This is a genomic window from Daejeonella rubra, assembly GCF_900103545.1.
Lineage (GTDB): Bacteria > Bacteroidota > Bacteroidia > Sphingobacteriales > Sphingobacteriaceae > Daejeonella > Daejeonella rubra.
This window is the reverse complement of the sequence record NZ_FNHH01000008.1, coordinates 36,684-57,384: the sequence shown is the minus strand read 5'-3', so window position 1 is coordinate 57,384 and position 20,701 is coordinate 36,684. Positions and strand designations below refer to the sequence as shown.

Genomic DNA, 20,701 nt, shown 5'->3' with positions numbered 1-20,701 from the left:
AAAATTTACTAACAGATGGAGTTTTCATTCTTAAATATTTTCAAAATAGGTGACCATCAGGGAGCGCATGATCATTTCCTGTTCCAGGAGGGTATAAGCAGGAATCTGTTTTATCAGTTTCCAATGCGGCCAGCCGTCCTGGTCAACTCCTTCCAATTCATAAAAGCCAAGTTCACTAAATAAGCGGCAATTTGCAATATGCATTAGTTCTTCTTTTTGTCGTTTGCTGAACTTTGATGGCCCTTTTCCAAGTTCCTGCACACCGATCAGGAATAGCATTACTTTCATATCAGGAAGCTCCGAATCAAAATCTTTAGCGATCTTTTCCTGTAATTCAGTCCACTTTTTGTTTATTTCTGATGGTGTCATATGCAAAAGTCTGTAAAAATTAGGGATTTGAAGGAATGTAAATTTCAAAACTGAACTTACATTTCAAATATTATATTTGTTCATGCAAAAACCAATCGTTACCGCTTTATTGGCGTATGGAATGTCGGGTAAGTTATTCCATGGGCCTTTTGTGCATGCACATTCAGGATTTGATTTTAAAGGTGTCCTGGAACACAATACCAAAAAGGTAAATGCTGATTATCCGGATGTAAAAAGTTATGATACTCTTCAGGAAATTCTTGATGATCCGGAAATTGAACTTGTAATTGTTAATACACCAAGTAATACCCATGTTGATTATTCCAGGAAGGCCCTGATGGCAGGAAAGGATATTCTGGTTGAGAAACCATTTGCTCCAACTATCAAAGAAGCCCAGGAGATCTTTGATCTTGGAAGGAAGCTTGGCCGTAAAGTAATGGTGTATCAGAACCGGAGGTTTTCAAGCGATTTTGCAGTAACCAGAGATACGATCAATAGCGGAAAATTAGGGGATATCATTGAGATCCATCTGCGCTATGACCGTTATCGTGCCGAGATTGGTCCGAAGGTTTTCAAAGAAACACCGCTACCTGCAGCTGGTATAGTATATGATCTTGCAGCACATTTATTAGACCAGACCATTTGTATTTTGGGTAAACCATCCGGATTTCGCAAGATTACCGGAGTTTACCGCAAGAATTCACAGGTTGATGATTATGGGCATATCCATCTTAGATATCCAAATCAGGTGAATGTATTTATTACTACCAGTTTGCTGGTTGCAGACCCACTACCTGGAATTATAATAAATGGAACAAAGGGCTCATTTGTAAAGGCGTTCTGCGATAAACAGGAAGATCAGTTAATTGCTGGTATGAAGCCCGGAGATGCTGGTTTTGGGGAAGAAGAAGCCGGAAAGGAAGGAAGACTAACCCTTATGAGTGATGAGGGAGTGAAAACAGTAGAACTTGTTCCATCAATTAAGGGTAGATATATGGATCTTTTTGAAGCCGTAGTTCAAACCATCAGAAACGGGAAAGACTTTCCGGTTAAGGAGTTTGAAGTGCTGGCTCAGATCGAGATACTGGAGACTAAGGCAGAGTTTTAGGTTTTATTCATTACACATTGAATACGTGCTATTTCAGAGTAATTCGACTAGCACTAAACTATGAATGTAGCTATATAAACAAACACTGCAGTAGATATCCCGACCACCAATGTGCCTAAAGTATAGGTTCGGTATCCTGTTTTCACATCAATTCCTGAAAATTGAGTTGTGATCCAAAATCCACTATCATTGGCATGCGATACCACCATGGCTCCGGCTCCGATCGCAGCAACAATTAATGCTTTGTCAATCTCAGATACAAAGCCCATTCCTGGCAACATTGGGGCAATGATCGATGCGGTTGTTATCATTGCTACGGTAGATGATCCTTGTGCTGTTTTTATCGCAGCACAAAGTATAAAAGGAAGCCAGATTCCAAGGTTTGCCTGAGATAAACCATTGGCCATGGTTGAGGCAATTCCACTATTTTGAAGGATTGCTCCAAAAATTCCACCTGCGCCAGAGATAATGATGATCGTTGATGCATCATTGATGGCTTTACCCACCCATCCTGTTGTAGAAAGAATTTCTTTATCCAGTTTTTTGGGAATTAAAAACACAAACAACATCCCAATAAACAGTGCGATTACCGGAGATCCCATAAATCCGATCATTTTATACCACCAGGCTAATTCCTGTCCACCAACAATAATAAAATCGACTACGGATTTACCGATTATCAATATTATTGGCAATACAATTGGTAGAAATGACTTAATAGCGCTGGGTGCATTTTTTATTTTTTCCTGAATGATCTCCTCAGATAATTCAGGGTTTGGATCAATGTAGGTTCTGGCAGCATAATATTTGGAAAACAGTATAGCAACAACCAATGAGAACATACCAATGATGAGTCCAACAAGCATAACTAATCCGACATCAGCACCAATGATACCAGCTGTAGCGATTGGTCCGGGAGTTGGAGGAATTAACACGTGGGATATCATTAAACCTAGTATAAGAGCAACTGCAGTCCCCACAATTGAAAGCCCGGCTTTCTTAGTTAAACTTTTATTTAATGGATTTAGAATTATAAATCCGCTGTCGGCAAATACAGGAATGGAAACAATGAATCCTATAATACCCATGGCTTCATGAACCCTTTTTTTGCCGATCAGATTTATGACGATCTCTGCGAGTTTATAGGCACCTCCGGAATACTCCAGAAAAGCACCAATGATCACACCCAGCGCTATGACTATTCCGATTTTGCCAATTGTATTGCCAAACCCATCATTGATAGATTTTATAATGGTATCCAGATCCATTCCTGAGAGGACTCCAAAAAAGAGCGCGACAAACAATAGGGCCAGAAATGGATGTAAATGCCATTTTGCTGTTAGCAAAATCAGAAATATGACACTTGCTATGAGTAATAAAAATGATATCATTCCTGAATTTAAGATTTAAATCCAAAAGCTGCATTCTTTTTTCTCTGGCTTCGGGGGGAGATTTCCGGTATTTTACCTATTCCGGTATATTTGTGTTTGATTTATTATCTACCCGGATCTGGCGGAAACAGGAATGGTATTAAATAGATCCATATATTTTTTTAATTCAATTGCATTGATTTTTAGTTAAAATTTGTACACCTCGGTTAACATCCTTATTAACCAACTAGCAAGCTTCCGGACACTAAATTGTTACAGCCCTTTACTCTATGTATTAGGTATTGATTAAGCTTTTGTCTAATTTTGTATTGAATATAGTATGAAAAGAATTAGAAAATCATTTAGCTTTTATCTATCAGTGTTCCTGCTGATGGGCTTTTCGGCTGTTTTTCTACCTTTGGACGTATTTCATAATCACGCGCCAATTCCTTCCTCTTCTGGTTCTGAAAACATAAATTCAAGTAGTTCTCATGAACTAAATGTTCAGAATAAGGCAGATTATTGCTGGGTTTGTGCGGTTCATTTTGATAAAACGTTTACTAAAACTTCATTTCTTGAAAAAATAAGGCTGTCGCCCGTTATGTCTGTGTTTCTTAATAATGAAGTCACAGGATATGTTGTTGAATTACTTCTCTCTGGTTTAAGAGGTCCCCCTTCAGAATAATTTATTCTTTCTTTTTTGATGATGCTGTGCTTTCGCATGGCACTACCATCCAATTTATTTAATTATTCTTAAATCATAGAAATGAAATCTATTATTCTATATCTGTTTTTGCTATTATCATTTTTCAGCGCATCCGCTAAACTTGTTTCTCTTGAAGGTAAAGTTATTGATGGTCAAACCAAAGAGTCACTACCCGGAGCCCTTGTTACCATACCCGATCTAAAAATTTCTGTTGTAACCAATAATTCAGGCCAGTTTATATTTAAAAACATTCCTGAAAAGGGAAAGTTCCTTATCGAGGTAAGGTATATTGGTTATAGAACACTCATTCAAACCATTGATCTGTCTTTGAATTCGCCCCTTGAATTCGAGTTATTCCCAAGTATTATTGAAGCCAAAGAGGTTGTGATTACCGGTACAGCTTTCAGTTCTGATAACCGCAAGAATAGTACAGCTGTTTCATCGGTCACCAAAGATCAACTGATCAATCGACCCTCAGGCAACCTGATCGATGCGATAGCTAAAATTCCCGGTGTTTCTCAGGTCACTACCGGAGGAGGTATTTCTAAACCTGTGATCCGCGGGTTGAGCTATAACCGGGTAGTTACTCTGGTTGACGGAGCTAAACAGGAAGGGCAGCAATGGGGCGATGAACATGGTATGGAAGTCGACCAGTACAGTGCGGAGCGCGTTGAAGTTTTACGTGGTGCAGCTAGTTTATTATATGGTTCAGACGCCCTGGGAGGTGTTATCAATGTGCTTGAGCCATTACCATCTCCGGAAGGACAAGTAAGAGGGGAAGTTTTAACAAGCTACCAGTCTAACAATGGTCTTAGCGGAAGTTCTGCAATGCTTCAGGGAAATAGTAATGGATTTATCTGGCGTGCAAGAGGGTCAGTAAAAAGCGCCTATAGCTATAAGGCTCCCGGAGGGAGAATTGCCAACACTGGATTTAATGAAACAAATTTCAGCGGACAGCTTGGGTTGAATAAGAAATGGGGATATGCGCATTTAAATCTTTCAAGCTTTAAGAATAATATTGGACTTCCTGATTTCTCAAGAAATGCTGATGGTAAATTCGAGGATGAAAACGGAGCAGTATTAACTGATAAGCAATTAAAAGATCGCACCTTATTTCTTCCTTTTCAGGATATACGTCATTATAAAGTTGCTATAAACAGTCATGTTTTGCTGGGCAGCGGAAGGTTGCGTACCATCCTGGCTTATCAGAATAACCAGAGGAGAGAATTGGAAGAAGACAGGATAAACCCCTCACTCTTTTTTGATCTTAAAACTTATAGTTCTGATTTCAAATACTATTTCAATGAGAATAACGGCTGGGAACCTGTAATTGGACTTTCGGGAAGCTTACAGAATAACAGGAACAGAGCTGAAGAACTTCTTATTCCTGATTATAATTCCAATGAACTGGGTGTTTTTGCTTATGCTAAAAAATCATGGGAGAGTACCACATTTAACCTGGGTGCCCGTTTTGATTATCGCAGCATAACAGGCGAGCAAATGTCTGAAGATGGTAATCCCAAATTCAATAATTTCACCAATAACTTCTCCAATGTTAGCGGAGCCCTTGGGTTTACGAAAGAGTTTAATGATCATTTTAATTTTAAGGCTAACCTTGGATCAGCATTTCGCTCACCGAATATTGCTGAGTTAAGTTCAGATGGAGTTCATGAAGGAACATTCAGGTATGAGATTGGAAATAATAACCTGAAACCTGAGAATAGTTATTATGGTGATTTTGCTTTTGAATTCAACAATAATGTGATCAGTGCCAGTCTGGGCGCCTTTAATAATCATATTGATAATTATATCTATAATCGTCAGGTCAATAACGAAACTATACTTGTGGATACTGAAACATTACCTGTATATCGTTTTGTACAGGATAATGCAAACTTATCAGGAATTGAAGCTGGCTTTACCCTTCACCCTGCCGAGCTGATCCACTTTGAAAATAGTTTTTCTTATACCCGCGGGATAAACCGGGCGACCGATAAGGCACTTCCTTTTATTCCTGCCGCTGTATTAAGGAATGAGCTCAGGCTGGAGCCCGAATTTAAAGGAAGTTTGAAGAGTACCTACTTTTCAGTTGCACTGGACAATGTTTTCAAGCAAACCAGAGTGGATAACTTTGAAACGCCAACCGGAGCTTATACACTGGTCAATCTGGCTATGGGAACGACTTTCATGCTAAAAAATCAGCCATTAAGGGTTAATATTTCAGCAAACAACTTGTTTGATAAGGCTTATTATGACCATCTGAGCAGGTTTAAGCCTGGTCGTTTAGATGAGGGTAATCTGAATGCGGGATATTACAATCAGGGACGTAATATCTCTGTAGGTCTTTATTTGCCTTTCGTTTTTAAATAGAATCAGGACTTGGTTCCCTATAGCAGATTATTGGAATCGTTAAAATTATTTCACATCTTTAAATAGGCTTTTAACTATTTAAAGATGAAAAAATTTAACTTTTTGCTGCTGATCTTATTTCTCGCCTGCGGGATTTCTGTTCAGAGCCAAACGAACAAGGCAACAGACTTTGGGAGTCAGTTTCTGAGCTTTGTGACCGCAGAGCAGATGTCCGATAATTCAGAACTGTTGCCCGACAGTAAATGGGGTATTAAAAGCGGTATACCCGAGCTTCTCAGAAGACCGGAAAATAACGAGATCAGAATCGAGCGTTACAGGACCATTACCATGCGCGATGGTGTTAAGCTATACGCAGATGTTTATTTGCCTGCAAAGCCTGGGAAATATCCAACAATTGTGATACGTACCTGTTATGGTGTACAGCGTGATGGTGGACATCAGGACAAGATCAGGTTTGCTCAGCAGGGGTACGCCGTTGTTTTTGCAGATATCAGGGGCCGGTATGAAAGTGAAGGCCAATGGGATCCTTTCCGCGACGAATCTAAGGATGGTTACGATGTGATCGAGTGGGCTGCTGCACAACCTTTTTCAAATGGAAAGATCGCAACTCAGGGTGGCAGTTATTTAGGGCATAATCAATGGGCTGCCATGAGTGCTACACCTCCGCATCTGGTTGCTGCGTTCCCTGGAGTAGCTTCTACAAATATTTATGCTAACTGGTTAACTATGGGCGGGGCATTCCGCTTAAGCTTTAATTATGGCTGGGGCGTTGTTCGTATGCCTAACCGCATCATGCTTCCTCAATACTGGCATACTGAAGCGTATACTCCTGAAGAGTTGAAATATGAAAATATTCTTTGGCATCTTCCATTAAAGGATGGCGACCTAAAAAGTGCTGGTTATGCGGTTAAACATTACCGCGACTGGATCAATCATGAGAGCTACGACGATTACTGGAAATCCATCAGTGATGAGGAGAATTTCTCTAAAATGAATGTACCTGCACATACTTACGGTGGTTGGTTTGATATCTTTTTGATGGGTACGATCAATGGTTACATCGGTATGAAGAATAAAGCTGCAACACCGGCAGCACGCGCTGGTGCGCGTATGATCATCGGTCCATGGGGCCATGGTCCATCTCAGTCATTTGGAACAGTAGATTTTGGTGCAACTGCGAACATGAAAATGTTTGAAAGAGAACTTCAATTTTATGATTTCCACCTGAAAGGGATCAAGAATGGTTTAGACCTTGAAGATCCGGTTCAATTGTTTTACATGGGTATCAATAAATGGCGCAGTGAAAAGGATTATCCTATCCCGGGAACCGTGTATAAAAACCTTTACCTGAGCAGCAACGGAAATGCCAACTCTTCGCGTGGCGATGGAAAGCTAAGTTTTGAAGCTCCGAAAGCAGCAGCAACTGATAAATATACCTATGATCCGAAAATGCCGGTTATGACTTTAGGCGGAAATAACTGCTGCGGTACTCCAACCCAGGCAGGTCCCTATGATCAAAGGCCTCTTGAACGCAGGGAAGATGTATTGGTTTACACTTCAGAATTCCTGAAAACTCCTGTTACTATTGCCGGACCGGTAAAAATGAAATTATTCGCCGCCACTGATGGTCCTGATACTGATTGGATGATCAAAATGGTGGATGTTTCGCCGGATGGATCAGCTATGCCAATTTCAGAGGGTATTTTAAGAGCAAGATTCCGTGAAGGATTAGATAAGATCAAATTGCTGACACCGAATCAGGTTTATGAATATGATATCGAGTTAACGGGTACTGCTAATGTATTTAAGCCTGGTCATCGTATTCGTATTGATATCACATCAAGTAATTTCCCTCAGTTTGATCGAAATCCAAATACCGGAGATCCTTTTGGTAGTAGCGACAGGGTTCGTGTTGCTCAACAAACTATACATCATGGTGGTGTGCGCCTGAGCAGCATTATACTTCCTACGGTTCGTCCTTTAGATGATAAATAATTAGCTTCAATCTAAATCATAAAAAAACCAGACAAGACCTGTCTGGTTTTTTTATGTCTGTCAATATCCCATTATTATGAACAGACAAGCTCATCTATTTTTTATAGGGTATATAATTGATGCTGGCACTGACAGCTATTTTTTCAGCTATTTTCTTGAAAACAAGTTTAGGAATATCAATCTTATGATCAATGAGCATTACATCAAATCTGGCATCCAGATTTAGGGCATTCTCACCTACAATTAATTTCCCTTTGATGATTCTTTCCTTATCTACTCCATGAATGTTCAATGTTCCGCTTGCACTAACTTCATAAACTCCTGATTTACTAAAGTCGATCATCTCATTTATTTTACCCTTAAAGGTAGCATTTGGAAACTTCTCGCTTTCCATGTAGTTTTCATTAAAATGCTGCTGCATTAGTTTATTGCTGAATTGAAATTGAGTAATCGGAATACGCACAACCAGTTCACGGTTTGCTGTGTTTATAATTGAACTGGCCTTTGTATTCCTGGCCTCAATATCCTCCAGGGGAGCTTTGGAAAAAAAACTGAACTCACTATTCTTAACGCTATAAAGCTGGTTCTGTGCAGATGCACAAAGACTAATCAATATAAACACAGGTATTATAAGAAATCGTTTCATTGATTAGCTTTCTTTTTTTTCTCAAATGAGAAAGTTCTTGAAATATTAAATCCGAAATGGATGTCTCCGCTTCCCCAGCTGCCATCTGTTTCAGTAATGAACTGTCTTTCGGTCATTCCAAATGAATTGGTGAAGAGCAGTTGAAAAACATGTCCCCCTGTTTCCAGATCAAAGCTGAATGAAAGATTATTGGTATAGTTGTCATCGATCTGATTGGGTAATACGTAATGATACTCTCCATTAATGGAAGTCCTTTTGGTTAGTTTCATTCTTCCCCCTATGCCTGTAGCAATTACGGTTTTGGAATCAGTAAAAATATCCGGGCGATTCCTATGGATGAGGGTTGGTGATAACTGCAAGGAAAATCCCTCACTGAACTTTCTTGCTATCAGTAGTTGGCTGGTATAACTGCTGCGGTCAAAACCTGAAAGACTGGGTGTTGCATTTTGGGTGCGTAATGAATAACCTGAAAACAATGTCAGAGATATTGGAATATTTCCTGCACCTGAGGATTGACGTAATAATTTATATTTCCCAAAGAAATCATACATTTTCTGGAATGAACTTCTTCCGATTCCGACCATCAAACGATCATTGAGTCCATATTCCAGGCCAAGGCGGTTAGTTGCTGCATCCAGGCCAAAAAACTCATCAAACCCTCTGTTTACCCGATCAAAACGGTGAGAAATAATAAAGTCTAAATTATTTTTACCGACAGTTTCAACTGAATGTCCGTTGATGATGCGGGTTGCCTTGAATGTGGCTGACCTTACGATTACCTCATTGCTGTCGGACACCATTTTCATCAGGTCGTCCTGCGCCAGGGAAGTAAATGGAAGTATGATGAACAGGATCAGGTATAGCTTTTTCATTTGTTCGTTTTTCTTAAAATCAAGCTTCAAACACTCTCAGTGAAGTTCCGGTTAATGCAGTACTATATTTTTTTACATTGGAGGTTGCTGGACCTTGTGTTTTTGTTCCATTTGAATCGAATACTGATCCATGAGCCGCATCAGTCAGGGAGCAGGGGAAGGTATTATTACCAGAATTATAGGTTAATGGATTTCCCTGGTGGGTACAAACACTTGAGAGTGCGATATAGTTTGATCCGTTCTTTGCAATTATTATACTATTCATGATTGTCCAGCCCTTTGTACTGATATCAGAATTTGTGCTCACATTCAATGTAAAATCAACTTTAGTACCATTAGTAGGTGTTGTTGGAGTACCGGTTGTTGGAGTGGCCGAGTCACCTTTGCCGCATGCTCCAAGGCATGATGTGATTACTAATGAGCCTGCACTTAATCCTAATGCAGCTAGAAAATCTTTGCGTTCCATGATAATTTTGTTTTTAAGTTTTTAATTGTCTTAATTTCGATAAGAATCGGTTTTCTAACTATACGTGTGTAAAACATGAATGGTTTGTCAGTTCTAAATATTATATACGGCATTTGTTTTATTTACCTCTAAATAAAGTTTTATGAAAAGAATATGTTTTTTCCTTCTGTTTGCTATTTCTACAGGTGCATTTGCTCAGTCAAAGGAGGCATTGTCTATCACACTTGAAAATGTAGAATACCCTTATCCAATAAATTTTCTTTCCTTAAGCATTGAAGGGCAGGATGTTCGAATGGCCTATATGGATATAAAGCCTGCAAATTTTAATGGGAAAACCCTTATGCTTTTTCATGGCAAAAATTTTGGTGGTTATTACTGGACTAATATTATCAGGGTTTTTAGTGAAAAGGGTTACCGGGTACTTGTTCCTGATCAGATAGGTTTTGGAAAATCATCGAAGCCCTTTATAAATTATAGCTTTCACAGACTTGCTGCAATGAACAGACAATTAATGGACACCCTGAAAATTCAGCATGCTGTTGTAATGGGGCATTCAATGGGTGGGATGCTTGCCAGCCGGTTTGCCCTATTATATCCGGAAAGGACCGCTCAACTGATCCTCGAGAATCCCATTGGACTGGAGGATTACCGGACATTTGTACCCTTTGCCAGCATTGAGGCAATGTACCAGACGGAGTTAAAAACCACACCTGAAAGCGTCAAAAAATATTATCAGAGTTCTTATTTTGTAAAATGGAAGCCAGAATATGATGATCTGGTTCGAATTGCATCGGGAGTAAGCGGAAGTTCGGAGTTCCCAAGATATGCGAAAGTTGCAGCGCTTACATCGCAGATGGTTTATGAGCAGCCTGTTATTTATGAATTGCCCTTGCTTAAAGTTCCGGTTCTTCTGCTTATTGGTACTCAGGATAAAACGATTGTAGGAAAAGCGAGGTTAAGCCCTGATGACCAGAAAAAATTTGGACGATATGATCAGCTGGGGAAGCAAACGGCAGCAAGGATACCTGGCTCCCGGCTGGTTGAGTTTGAAAATTCCGGACATATTCCTCATCTTGAGATCCCTGAAGAGTTTTTGAAGGCTTTGGTAGAGAATATTAAATAGCTTGACTGTTTAATATTCCCGGCTGGCAGAACCGGAACGTAAATCCCCTTTTCTTAAACTGATAATGCGGCAATAATCTGTTCAGAAGATAATTTTTGCTGCTCTCCGCTTTTCATGTTTTTAAGAGTTAAGAGTCCGGTTTCCATTTCATCGCTTCCGATAAGAATTACGTATGGAATATTTTTATCATCAGCATAGGTCATTTGCTTTTTAAGCTTTGCTGATGATGGGTAGATCTCTGCACTAATTCCCTTATTTCTTAACATCTGAAGTAAAGGAAGTGCAAATTTTTCTGCCTGCTCATCGAAATTACTGATCAGTACCCTGGTGCTTTCAGATGCGCTCTCAGGAAAGAGTTTAAGCTCCTCCAGTACATCATAAATACGGTCGGCACCAAACGATATACCCACACCTGTTAAATCGCTCAGGCCAAACATTCCGGTAAGGTCATCGTAACGACCACCTCCGCCAATGCTGCCCATTGCTACCTCATTGGTTTTGACTTCAAAGATCGCTCCGGTATAATAGTTTAATCCACGGGCGAGTGTGATGTCTAATTCTAAATTTTGGCTTATGGTTTCTTGGTTCTGACTCGTTAGGAGCTGTAAATAGTCGAAAATAGTTTCTATCTCAGTAATACCTTTCAATCCTGTTTCCGAAGCAGAAAGTACTGAACGTAAGCTACCCAGTTTTTCTTCATTTGAACCTGTCAGCAGGATGATCGGCTTTAGTTTCTCAATATCGTCAGCACTGAATCCCCGATCGATCAGCTCTTTAGTAACACCATCAAGTCCGATCTTATCCAGTTTATCAATTGCGACTGTCATATCTACGATCAGTTCTGGTTTACCTATGATCTCGGCTATGCCGGATAATATCTTGCGGTTATTGATCTTGATGGTAAAGTCTTTCAGTCCGAGTTTACTTAATGCTTCATGATATATCAGAACAAATTCAGCTTCATTTATTAAACTTTCAGATCCAACCACATCTGCATCGCATTGATAAAATTCACGGTATCTTCCTTTTTGCGGACGGTCGGCACGCCATACCGGCTGGATCTGGAATCGTTTGAATGGAAATGAGATCTCATTCCTGTGCATCACCACATAGCGTGCAAAGGGAACGGTCAGGTCATAGCGGAGAGCCTTTTCACTTATTTCAGTAATAAGGAGTTGTGAGTTGCGGCTATCCAGTTTTTCGGTTGATATGTTTGACAAATAATCACCGGAATTTAAAACCTTAAAAATCAGTTTATCACCTTCATCACCATATTTTCCGGTCAGAGTAGTGAGATTTTCCATTGTAGGAGTCTGAATCTCCTGATAGCCATATTTTTTAAAGACCGAACTTATGGTATTGAAAATATGATTACGCTTCACCATTTCGGATGCGGAAAAATCACGGGTACCTTTCGGAATAGATGGTTTGATAACTGCCATGGGGCAAATGTACAAAAAGGCTGGAAGGTTAACGATTAGAACCGAATTCCTCTATGATCTCTCTGCATCGTTCTTCGATCATCAGATAAACCGGCTCAAACTGATTATCATCATGGTATGGATCAGGTACGATCCCATTTTTAAGAAATAAGCGAACTTTCCCAAAATCTTCATCACTATTAGCCAGAGAGATGACATCTGACAGGTTGTTTTGATCCATCACCAGGATATGATCATAATTTTCAAAGTCACTAACATCAAACTGTCTGCAAGATTGATTAGTAATATCTACTCCATATTTTTTTGCAATGGCAATTGAGCGCCTGTCGGGTAGTTCACCGATATGCCAGTTACCTGTTCCTGCTGAATCGATCTCCCAGTTTAAATTTTTCTCCCTGACCATGTGTTCCAGAACACCATGAGCGAGCGGGGATCGGCAGATATTACCTAAACAAACCATTAAGATCTTCATGGAAATTAGCGGTTAGGGTTAATTAGTTTGCGAAAATATTGTTTAATAAGCCGGCAAGATGTATTCCACCTTTAAGTAATTGCTGATTGGCGGTTTCCAGGTTGTCGTATATGTATCTATAGCTAAGTTTATCACCAGATTTTACCTTTGAATACAGATTTTCGCTGATCTTATAGGAATCAGTTACCCATTGTTCCGGGCCTTCCAGCTGCATAGAATGGAGCTTGTATTTATCAATGAAATTTATCGAACGGGAGTATTCGGTATAACTCAGGTCCTGTGATTCGATCAGGTCACTATCCCAAACGCGATGTAAATTTGTGTTCTGACCAAACCAGGTTAATTGAATTTTATTTCCTCCAAGATCTTCAAAACGGCCAGTATGCATTGGCTGATGGATATCGCCAACCAGGTGAATCAGTACTTTCAGGTACATGACCTTTTTATCCTGATCGAGGGATTTATTTTTTAGTTCTGAACTCAGAAAAAGTATCCGGGTATAGGCATCGGTTACTGTATCCCTTTTTAAGGCATATTCCAGTTGTTCGAAGTTTAATCCGGCAGGCAGGTTAATATAATGCCAGTTGCCAAGGTAATTATAAGAAGGTTCCGATTTGATAAAGTCAGCCCAATTGCTGGCCATTGCCATGGATTCATTGCCAAGAATACTTTTTACTTCCCGGCTGGCCTTTTTGCTCAAATAGCTTTCCGCAACCTGTCCAACCACCCTGTGACCAAGCATTCCCCAGGCCATACTCTGAAATGGGATATAGAGAAGCATTCCGGCAAGGAATAGTTTTTTTAAAGACCAAAATTTCATAATCAATTTAATTTAGAGGTTTCTGAACGCAAACCGTTCTTTCTTTTAAGGTAAGCTTGAGTTGGAGATGTTGTTGTATACTTTCCAAATATAGGCTATCGGCTGTATTTTTTCTGATCACAAATGCCGGAAGATACTGACCGATCCGATAGCATCCTGAGATCTTCTGCTTAAAATTTGACTTTGTAAAAGTGGCTGTTAAAATAAGAGTATCCTGTTTAGTCAGATAGGTTCCCTTCGCATACTCTGTCCATGTTCCATTGTTAAAGCATGAATCAGGATACATATTTACTTTTGCAAATGTTTGAATGGTGACATACACAGAGTCGCAGGTAAAGCGAAACCGGTGTTTTGAATATTGCAGCTTTTGATCCTGATAATCAACACTATCTTCTTCCCATACCCCCTGAAGTCGTTCTGTTCCTTTTCCCTGAAGGTTTGGGTTGAATTTACATGATGAAAAAGCAAGAACGCTTAAGACTAAAATAAATAAATAAGCGTGTTTTGCCATTTTGAGATTATAAACCTCTCCGGAAATTAGTCCGGAGAGGTACAATGAATTATTTTAGTCCGCCGATCATATCTTCAGGACGCACCCATTGGTCAAATTGCTCATTGGTCAGTAAACCAAGATCCAGAGCAGCTTCTCTGAGTGATTTATTTTCTTTCAGTGCTTTTTTGGCAATTTTTGCTGCGTTCTCATAACCAATGTGTGGATTCAACGCAGTTACCAGCATCAGAGAGTTTTCAAGATGTTTTTTGATACCTTCATAATTTGGTTCTATGCCTGAGGCGCAATTGTCTGTAAATGAAACACATGCATCACCAATTAATCGTGCAGACTGCAGAAAATTAGCGGCCATTACCGGTTTGAAAACGTTCAATTCATAATGTCCGTTTGACCCTGCAATGCTTATTGTAACATCATTCCCCATAACCTGAGCGGCAACCATTGTTACTGCTTCGTTTTGCGTTGGGTTAACTTTTCCGGGCATAATTGAAGATCCTGGTTCATTATCGGGAATATGGATCTCCCCAATTCCGGAACGCGGGCCTGAAGCAAGAAGACGGATATCATTCGCAATTTTCATAAGCGAAACCGCAATTTGTTTCAGTGCACCATGAGTCTCCACGATCGCATCGTGCGCTGCCAGAGCTTCAAATTTATTTTCTGCAGTTACAAATGGCAGTCCCGTAAATTTTGCGATATAATCTGCAACTTTTACATCATAGCCTTTTGGAGTATTGATACCTGTACCAACAGCTGTTCCACCCAGTGCCAGTTCAGATAAATGGTCTAATGTATTTCTAAGTGCTTTAAGTCCGTGGTTCAGCTGTGAAACATATCCTGAAAATTCCTGCCCTAATGTTAAAGGGGTAGCATCCATTAAATGAGTACGGCCGATCTTAACGACGTCTTTAAATTTTTCGACTTTCAGCTGAAGGGCATCACGAAGTTTCTCAACACCCGGAATTGTTACTTCTGAAACCATTTTATAAGCCGCAATGTGCATGGCCGTTGGATAGGTATCATTAGAGGACTGTGATTTGTTCACATCATCATTCGGGTGAACAAAGGTAGTGCCTTCACCAAGCTTATTACCTTGCAGAACATGAGAGCGATTAGCGATGACTTCATTAACGTTCATGTTCGATTGTGTACCAGAGCCTGTTTGCCAGATTACCAGGGGAAACTCAGAGGCAAGTTTGCCTTCAAGAATTTCATCACAAACCTGTGCAATAAGATCGCGTTTCTCAGCAGATAAGATCCCACTGTCGGTATTTGTAAATGCTGCAGCTTTTTTAAGGTAGGCAAAAGCTTCAATTATTTCCTTAGGCATAGATGCTTCAGGCCCTATTTTGAAATTATTTCTTGAACGTTCAGTTTGTGCACCCCAGTATTTATCTGCAGGCACCTTTACTTCGCCCATAGTATCGTGTTCTACTCTGTAAGTCATTGGAATGGAATTATTTGTTTTGCTGCAAATTTAGATTTTTTTACTTAGTGTTACTGTCAAAAATTTAGATTTTACAATGTTTTGTCAGAAAATTTAGTTGACATAAACAGAGGTGTTTATAACTCTTTTATTGGGCTGTTTATAATATTTTCTAATTTTCGGCATTTAACTCTATATCGTACATTTCAATGACCCATTATTTCCGTAACATTCTGATAGTTTTATTTTTTATAGTTCTCATCCAGGGCTGCAGTTCCGATCCTGTTGAAAAAAGAAAGGTGAGAACGCTTTCCGATGAACAATTAGACAGCATTGCTTTAATCTATGACCCGAAAAAGGCAGATAAAAGAATTGATGAATTTATGATGAATCTTCACAGAAGATCGGGATTTAACGGAAATGTTCTTGTTGCAAAAAAAGGAAAGATCATTTATGAGAAGGCAATTGGCTGGGCAGATCACTTACATCGCGACAGTCTGAAAATAAATTCAGTGTTTGAGCTGGCTTCTGTCACAAAAACATTCACTTCAACAGCGGTAATGATGCTTGTTGAAGATGGTAAGCTCAGATTGGACCAGGACGTCAAAGAGTTTTTCCCTGATTTTCCTTATGATGGCATTACGGTCAAGCTTTTGCTGACACACCGATCCGGTATGATGAATTATGTTTATTTCGTTGATGACCTATGGAAGGCGCAGAAGAAAGATGAGCGACCGGGAATTACCAATCAGGATGTGATGAAGCTGATAGCAGAGCACAAACCTGCACCTTATATGAAACCAAACAGAAAATTCCATTACAATAATTCAAATTATATGGTTTTGGGGGCTATCATTGAAAAGGTTAGCGGACAGAAATTCTCCCAGTTTATGGCAGATAATATTTTTAAGCCTCTGGGAATGAAGAAAACAGCGGTGTATTCTAAAGCGGAATACACTAAGATCCCGGTAGATGTTGTTGGTCATGACAGGACCTGGCGTCGGTCTGTGGCTCAGAATTTCCTGGATGGCCCTGTAGGTGATAAAGGAATCTATAGCACCATACATGACCTTTATCTGTTCGACAGGGCTATGCGTAAAGGCAGGTTGTTAGATGCATCAACCATGGATTCAATTTATGCTCCTCATAATGAAATGCAGAGAGGTCATTTTAATTATGGTTATGGATGGCGAACTTTTGTTGATGGGAAGCATAAAGTTGTATATCATACGGGATGGTGGCATGGTTTTCGACATATTTACCTAAGACAATTAGATAAAGATGTAACAGTTATATTATTAAGTAATCTTACTAACGGAAGCCTGTTAAAACTTGATGAACTTTTTAATGCAGCAGGAATGCCGGTTGTCAGAAGAAGTGCATATTCCGGCAGCGGGCAGAGTTCAGTTTCGGATGATGAAGATTAATAAAGTATTTACTTCAGGACATTTATTTTGATAAAAAAGGATTAAATTGCTTAAATTATTTTTACAATATGGGTAATACGAGTACTGTATTTATAATTGATGATGATCCTATACATCAACGCATAGCTCAAATTATGATTTCCAAAAATCAGATCTATGACGATTTTGTAAGTTATACTGAGGCAGATAAGGCACTTGAATTTCTAAAAGCTAATTCAGAGGATCATGCTAAGCTTCCCGATGTTATTTTGCTTGACCTGAATATGCCGGTGGTAGATGGATGGGATTTTTTAGAGTCTTTTGAAATTTTCAGACAGGATCTGAAAAAGGCTGTACGTGTGTTCATAGTTACTTCATCTGTTGATGAAAAGGATATCGCCCGTTCAAAGCTGTTTGCCTCTGTAAAGGGTTTTATTTCTAAGCCCCTTACTCCTGATATTATCCGGAGTACCCTCTGACAAATAGGTTAAATTCAATTTCTTTATGTTCGACAAACTTTTACAGGCTCAGCAAATGGCCGAAGAAATCAAAAAACGCTTAGATAATGTTTCTGTTTCGGCAGAAGTGGAAGGAGGAAAGATCAGTATTACTTCGACTGCCAATAAGCGAATCACTGGTATTTCAATTGATCCGGAATTACTGGGATCTGCTGATCAAGAAGAGCTTGAAGAGTTGCTGGTAACAGCAATCAACAAGGTACTTGAGCATGCAGAAAATGTAAGCCAGACAGAAATGCAGGCTGCTACCCGGGATATGATGGGAGGCCTGGGTGGCTTATTTGGAAACAAATAGCAATTAATTTCTGTCAGATCACCGTACCGTTAGGTATGACCGCCAATTTTTTAACAACAACAATTCCATCCTTGATCGTATGGGTTTTAAAATCACCGTCAGTAAGATGCGGACCTCCGTTAATACGAACATCATTGCCAATAAAACAGTTTTTATCAATAATGGCATTTTTGATATAGCATCGCTCCCCGATTCCCATGACCGGTATTTTAGACTCAGCTGCCTCACTTAGTTCATTCAGGGTTTGGTAACGATCACCACCCATCACATAACTGTTTACAATGGTAGTTCCTGTGCCTATTCTGGTTCTTATACCAATCACGGCACGCTCAATCCGGCTCGCATTAATTATGCATCCATCTGCGATAATTGTCTTCTCTAAGGTTGTTCCTGATATTTTTGAAGGAGGCAGCATTCTGGCTCTTGAATAGATCGGACGTTTGTCAAACAAGTTAAATTCAGGAATATCATCTGTCAAGCCAATATTTGCTTCAAAAAAGGAATGGATATTACCGATATCTGTCCAATATCCTTCAAACTGATAACTTAGTACTTTATGGTCAACCAAAGATTGAGGAATAATTTCTTTACCAAAATCGGTCCTTGTATTATTTTCCAGCAGTTCAAAGAGTAGTTTCTTATTGAACAAGTAAATACCCATTGAAGCAAGATATTCTTTACCACTTGACCTGACCTTATCTCCAACATCTGATTTCCACTCCGGAAGTATATCTTTTTTAGGTTTTTCTATAAATGAGGTGATCAGGTTATTTTCATCGGCCTTTAAAATTCCAAAGTCACTTGCATCCCGGGCTGTTACAGGTATGGTAGCAATGCTTATATCTGCACCGTTTTCTTCATGATTTCTTACCATTCCTTCAAAATCCATCTGGTATAATTGATCACCTGACAGGATTAGAACATAGTCGCATTCATGCTGGACCAAATGATTAAGGCTCTGTCTTACCGCATCTGCAGTACCCTGAAACCAGGTACTATTCCCTGGAGTTTGTTCAGCAGCAAGAATATCTACAAAGGCATCACTGAAAAAACTGAAATGATAAGTATTTTTTATGTGTTTGTTCAGGGAAGCTGAATTGAACTGGGTTAGAACAAAAATTCTCTCAATTCCAGAATTCAAACAATTTGAAATAGGTATATCAACTAAACGGTACTTTCCGGCTATTGGCACTGCCGGTTTGGAACGAGTATCGGTTAAAGGATACAGACGCGAACCTTGTCCGCCACCCAGCACTACTGATATAACTTTAGAATTCATGTTAATTGGTTATTAAGCTTTTATATAAATCTATATATTCCTTTGCAGATCTATCCCAGGAAAAATCAAGGGACATCATTTTTTTTCTTATCTCTGTCATCCTGCCTGAATCTGCGTAAACATCCAGTGCTCTGCCGATAGCATTGGTCAGCCCATCAATTGTAAGATCATCAAATGTTAAACCGTAACCATTCTTGTTTTTAAGATCGATCACAGTATCTTTTAATCCACCTGTTTTATGTACTACAGGAATAGTGCCATAACGGATAGCATATAGTTGATTTAATCCGCATGGTTCAACTCTCGAAGGCATCATCAGAAAGTCTGCACCAGCATAGATACGATGTGAAAGTTCTTCATCATAACCAATATAGACTCCATAATGTTTTTTATGTTTTGAAGAAAGTTCTTTTAAATTTTTTTCGGTAGCAGGATCGCCTGATCCGAGTATCAGAAAGTTTAATTTTCCTTTATAGCGTTCCAGGCATGAAGAAATGACTTCGGGTAAAAGATCAGCTCCTTTTTCTCCAACAAGCCGGCCAATAAAGACTACCAGCGGCTTGTTTGTTGTTAAACCAAACTCCTTACAGAGCAACTTTTTATTTTCTTTTTTACCGGTATCTGCTGTTAGAGCAGAATAGTTTTTAACTATCATGGGATCATTCTCCGGATCCCAAACCTGTGTATCAATACCGTTTATTATTCCAATACCTTTATTTTTTTCCATCTGGAAAAGTTTTTCCAGGCCATTTGAATTATAGGAAAGCTCCTCCAGGTAACTCGGTGATACTGTTGTGAACTTCCAGCAGCATTTTACTGATGCGGCCAGCGAGTTAATGCAATTTGCCCAATCTAGTAGTCCGGCTTTACTTAGGTCAATTCCTGGTAAATAGCCAACCTTGTCCCATCCAAACCAACCCTGATACTGCCCGTTATGGATCGTACATACAGTTGGTATGGATGCCAGAGATTTGAATGAGCTGGAATGTGAAACTAAAAATGGGATAAGCCCTGTATGGTGATCATGACAATGAATTATATCAGGTTTAATTTCAGCTTTAACTATCCAGTCTAAAAAGCAGAGTTGAAAGCTGATGAACTGTTCTATTTCATCAGGATAACAATAAATTTCCTGACGATCAAGCAAACCCGGGATATGAATGAGATACAGATCAAATCCCAGCTTTCGGCTGCTTTCTTTCAGAATACTATAGTCAAAAATTTTGGTACCAATTTTTATGCTTGATTTAAATTCAAGGTCAAAGGTATTTTCTCTGACAAATTTGCGGTCATAATAAGGCAAAACAACAGAAGCATTCAGGCCCGCTTCGCAAAGGTATTTAGGGAGGGCACCAACAACGTCACCAAGTCCTCCGACTTTGGCTACCGGGTAGCATTCTGCGCTGAGGTGCATTACATTCATAAATAATCTTAATTAATTGAAAAATGAATTTAATAAATGTTAAGCATAAAAATGAATTATAAACGCTAATTCCTTTTAATCGAA

20 protein-coding genes are annotated in these 20,701 nt (G+C 39.4%); 8 read left to right on the top strand and 12 right to left on the bottom strand.

The window, feature by feature from the left end:
- Positions 1-30: 30 nt before the first annotated feature.
- The gene (locus BLR27_RS07655; RefSeq protein ID WP_090703114.1) at positions 31-369 is read right to left on the bottom strand and encodes a hypothetical protein; all 339 of its coding nucleotides are present in this window, start codon (positions 367-369) and stop codon (positions 31-33) included.
- 82 nt (positions 370-451) lie between these two features.
- On the opposite strand from BLR27_RS07655, the gene BLR27_RS07650 reads away from it, so the two are divergent.
- Positions 452-1,477 (top strand): Gfo/Idh/MocA family oxidoreductase, encoded by a 1,026-nt coding sequence (locus BLR27_RS07650; protein WP_090703111.1) that lies wholly within the window; start codon positions 452-454, stop codon positions 1,475-1,477.
- Positions 1,478-1,530: 53 nt separating this feature from the next.
- Here BLR27_RS07650 and BLR27_RS07645 read toward each other — a convergent pair whose 3' ends face one another.
- A complete protein-coding gene (locus BLR27_RS07645) occupies positions 1,531-2,868 on the bottom strand; it encodes a GntP family permease (RefSeq protein ID WP_090703108.1) in 1,338 nt (445 codons plus the stop codon).
- A gap of 319 nt (positions 2,869-3,187) precedes the next feature.
- On the opposite strand from BLR27_RS07645, the gene BLR27_RS07640 reads away from it, so the two are divergent.
- From BLR27_RS07640 to BLR27_RS07630, 3 genes are all read left to right on the top strand, one after another.
- The gene (locus tag BLR27_RS07640) at positions 3,188-3,532 is read left to right on the top strand and encodes a hypothetical protein (protein WP_090703104.1); all 345 of its coding nucleotides are present in this window, start codon (positions 3,188-3,190) and stop codon (positions 3,530-3,532) included.
- Positions 3,533-3,613: 81 nt separating this feature from the next.
- Positions 3,614-5,923: a TonB-dependent receptor gene (locus BLR27_RS07635; RefSeq protein WP_090703101.1), complete on the top strand. Its 2,310-nt coding sequence runs from the start codon at positions 3,614-3,616 to the stop codon at positions 5,921-5,923.
- 84 nt (positions 5,924-6,007) lie between these two features.
- Positions 6,008-7,918, top strand: coding sequence for a CocE/NonD family hydrolase (locus BLR27_RS07630; RefSeq protein WP_221406307.1), 1,911 nt, complete (start codon positions 6,008-6,010; stop codon positions 7,916-7,918).
- Positions 7,919-8,012: 94 nt separating this feature from the next.
- On the opposite strand, the gene BLR27_RS07625 is transcribed toward BLR27_RS07630, so the two are convergent.
- The 3 genes from BLR27_RS07625 to BLR27_RS07615 are packed head-to-tail and all read right to left on the bottom strand — an operon-like array spanning position 8,013 to position 9,902.
- Positions 8,013-8,564: a YceI family protein gene (locus BLR27_RS07625; RefSeq protein WP_090703098.1), complete on the bottom strand. Its 552-nt coding sequence runs from the start codon at positions 8,562-8,564 to the stop codon at positions 8,013-8,015.
- Positions 8,561-9,436, bottom strand: a complete 876-nt coding sequence (locus tag BLR27_RS07620; protein ID WP_090703095.1) for a DUF5777 family beta-barrel protein — start codon at positions 9,434-9,436, stop codon at positions 8,561-8,563. The genes BLR27_RS07625 and BLR27_RS07620 overlap by 4 nt, the downstream gene beginning before the upstream one ends.
- 19 nt (positions 9,437-9,455) lie before the next feature.
- Positions 9,456-9,902, bottom strand: a complete 447-nt coding sequence (locus BLR27_RS07615) for a QcrA and Rieske domain-containing protein (RefSeq protein WP_090703092.1) — start codon at positions 9,900-9,902, stop codon at positions 9,456-9,458.
- Between the two features lie 142 nt (positions 9,903-10,044).
- Between BLR27_RS07615 and BLR27_RS07610 the strand changes: the two genes are divergently transcribed.
- Positions 10,045-11,025 carry an alpha/beta fold hydrolase gene (locus BLR27_RS07610; RefSeq protein WP_090703089.1) on the top strand — a complete coding sequence of 327 codons (981 nt, stop codon included), beginning with the start codon at positions 10,045-10,047 and terminating at the stop codon, positions 11,023-11,025.
- Positions 11,026-11,078: 53 nt separating this feature from the next.
- On the opposite strand, the gene hisS is transcribed toward BLR27_RS07610, so the two are convergent.
- The 5 genes from hisS to fumC are packed head-to-tail and all read right to left on the bottom strand — an operon-like array spanning position 11,079 to position 15,717.
- Positions 11,079-12,467 carry a histidine--tRNA ligase gene (gene hisS / locus BLR27_RS07605; protein ID WP_090703087.1) on the bottom strand — a complete coding sequence of 463 codons (1,389 nt, stop codon included), beginning with the start codon at positions 12,465-12,467 and terminating at the stop codon, positions 11,079-11,081.
- Between the two features lie 28 nt (positions 12,468-12,495).
- Complete coding sequence (locus BLR27_RS07600; RefSeq protein ID WP_090703084.1) at positions 12,496-12,939, bottom strand: low molecular weight protein-tyrosine-phosphatase; 444 nt, start codon at positions 12,937-12,939, stop codon at positions 12,496-12,498.
- A 22-nt stretch (positions 12,940-12,961) separates the two neighbouring features.
- Positions 12,962-13,759: a S1/P1 nuclease gene (locus BLR27_RS07595; RefSeq protein ID WP_090703080.1), complete on the bottom strand. Its 798-nt coding sequence runs from the start codon at positions 13,757-13,759 to the stop codon at positions 12,962-12,964.
- 7 nt (positions 13,760-13,766) lie between these two features.
- The gene (locus BLR27_RS07590; protein WP_090703074.1) at positions 13,767-14,270 is read right to left on the bottom strand and encodes a fumarate hydratase; all 504 of its coding nucleotides are present in this window, start codon (positions 14,268-14,270) and stop codon (positions 13,767-13,769) included.
- Between the two features lie 49 nt (positions 14,271-14,319).
- On the bottom strand, positions 14,320-15,717 hold the full coding sequence (gene fumC / locus BLR27_RS07585; protein ID WP_090703071.1) for a class II fumarate hydratase: 1,398 nt from the start codon (positions 15,715-15,717) through the stop codon (positions 14,320-14,322).
- A gap of 188 nt (positions 15,718-15,905) precedes the next feature.
- On the opposite strand from fumC, the gene BLR27_RS07580 reads away from it, so the two are divergent.
- From BLR27_RS07580 to BLR27_RS07570, 3 genes are all read left to right on the top strand, one after another.
- Entirely contained in the window at positions 15,906-17,123 is a 1,218-nt protein-coding gene (locus BLR27_RS07580; protein ID WP_090703068.1) for a serine hydrolase domain-containing protein, read from the top strand.
- A 68-nt stretch (positions 17,124-17,191) separates the two neighbouring features.
- Entirely contained in the window at positions 17,192-17,581 is a 390-nt protein-coding gene (locus BLR27_RS07575) for a response regulator (RefSeq protein WP_090703065.1), read from the top strand.
- Between the two features lie 25 nt (positions 17,582-17,606).
- Positions 17,607-17,915, top strand: coding sequence for a YbaB/EbfC family nucleoid-associated protein (locus BLR27_RS07570; protein ID WP_090703060.1), 309 nt, complete (start codon positions 17,607-17,609; stop codon positions 17,913-17,915).
- 13 nt (positions 17,916-17,928) lie between these two features.
- Here BLR27_RS07570 and BLR27_RS07565 read toward each other — a convergent pair whose 3' ends face one another.
- Together BLR27_RS07565 and BLR27_RS07560 are read right to left on the bottom strand one after the other, a co-directional pair.
- Positions 17,929-19,194, bottom strand: a complete 1,266-nt coding sequence (locus tag BLR27_RS07565; protein ID WP_090703056.1) for a glucose-1-phosphate adenylyltransferase — start codon at positions 19,192-19,194, stop codon at positions 17,929-17,931.
- Between the two features lies 1 nt (position 19,195).
- Positions 19,196-20,617 carry a glycogen synthase gene (locus BLR27_RS07560; RefSeq protein ID WP_090703052.1) on the bottom strand — a complete coding sequence of 474 codons (1,422 nt, stop codon included), beginning with the start codon at positions 20,615-20,617 and terminating at the stop codon, positions 19,196-19,198.
- Positions 20,618-20,701 lie beyond the last annotated feature (84 nt).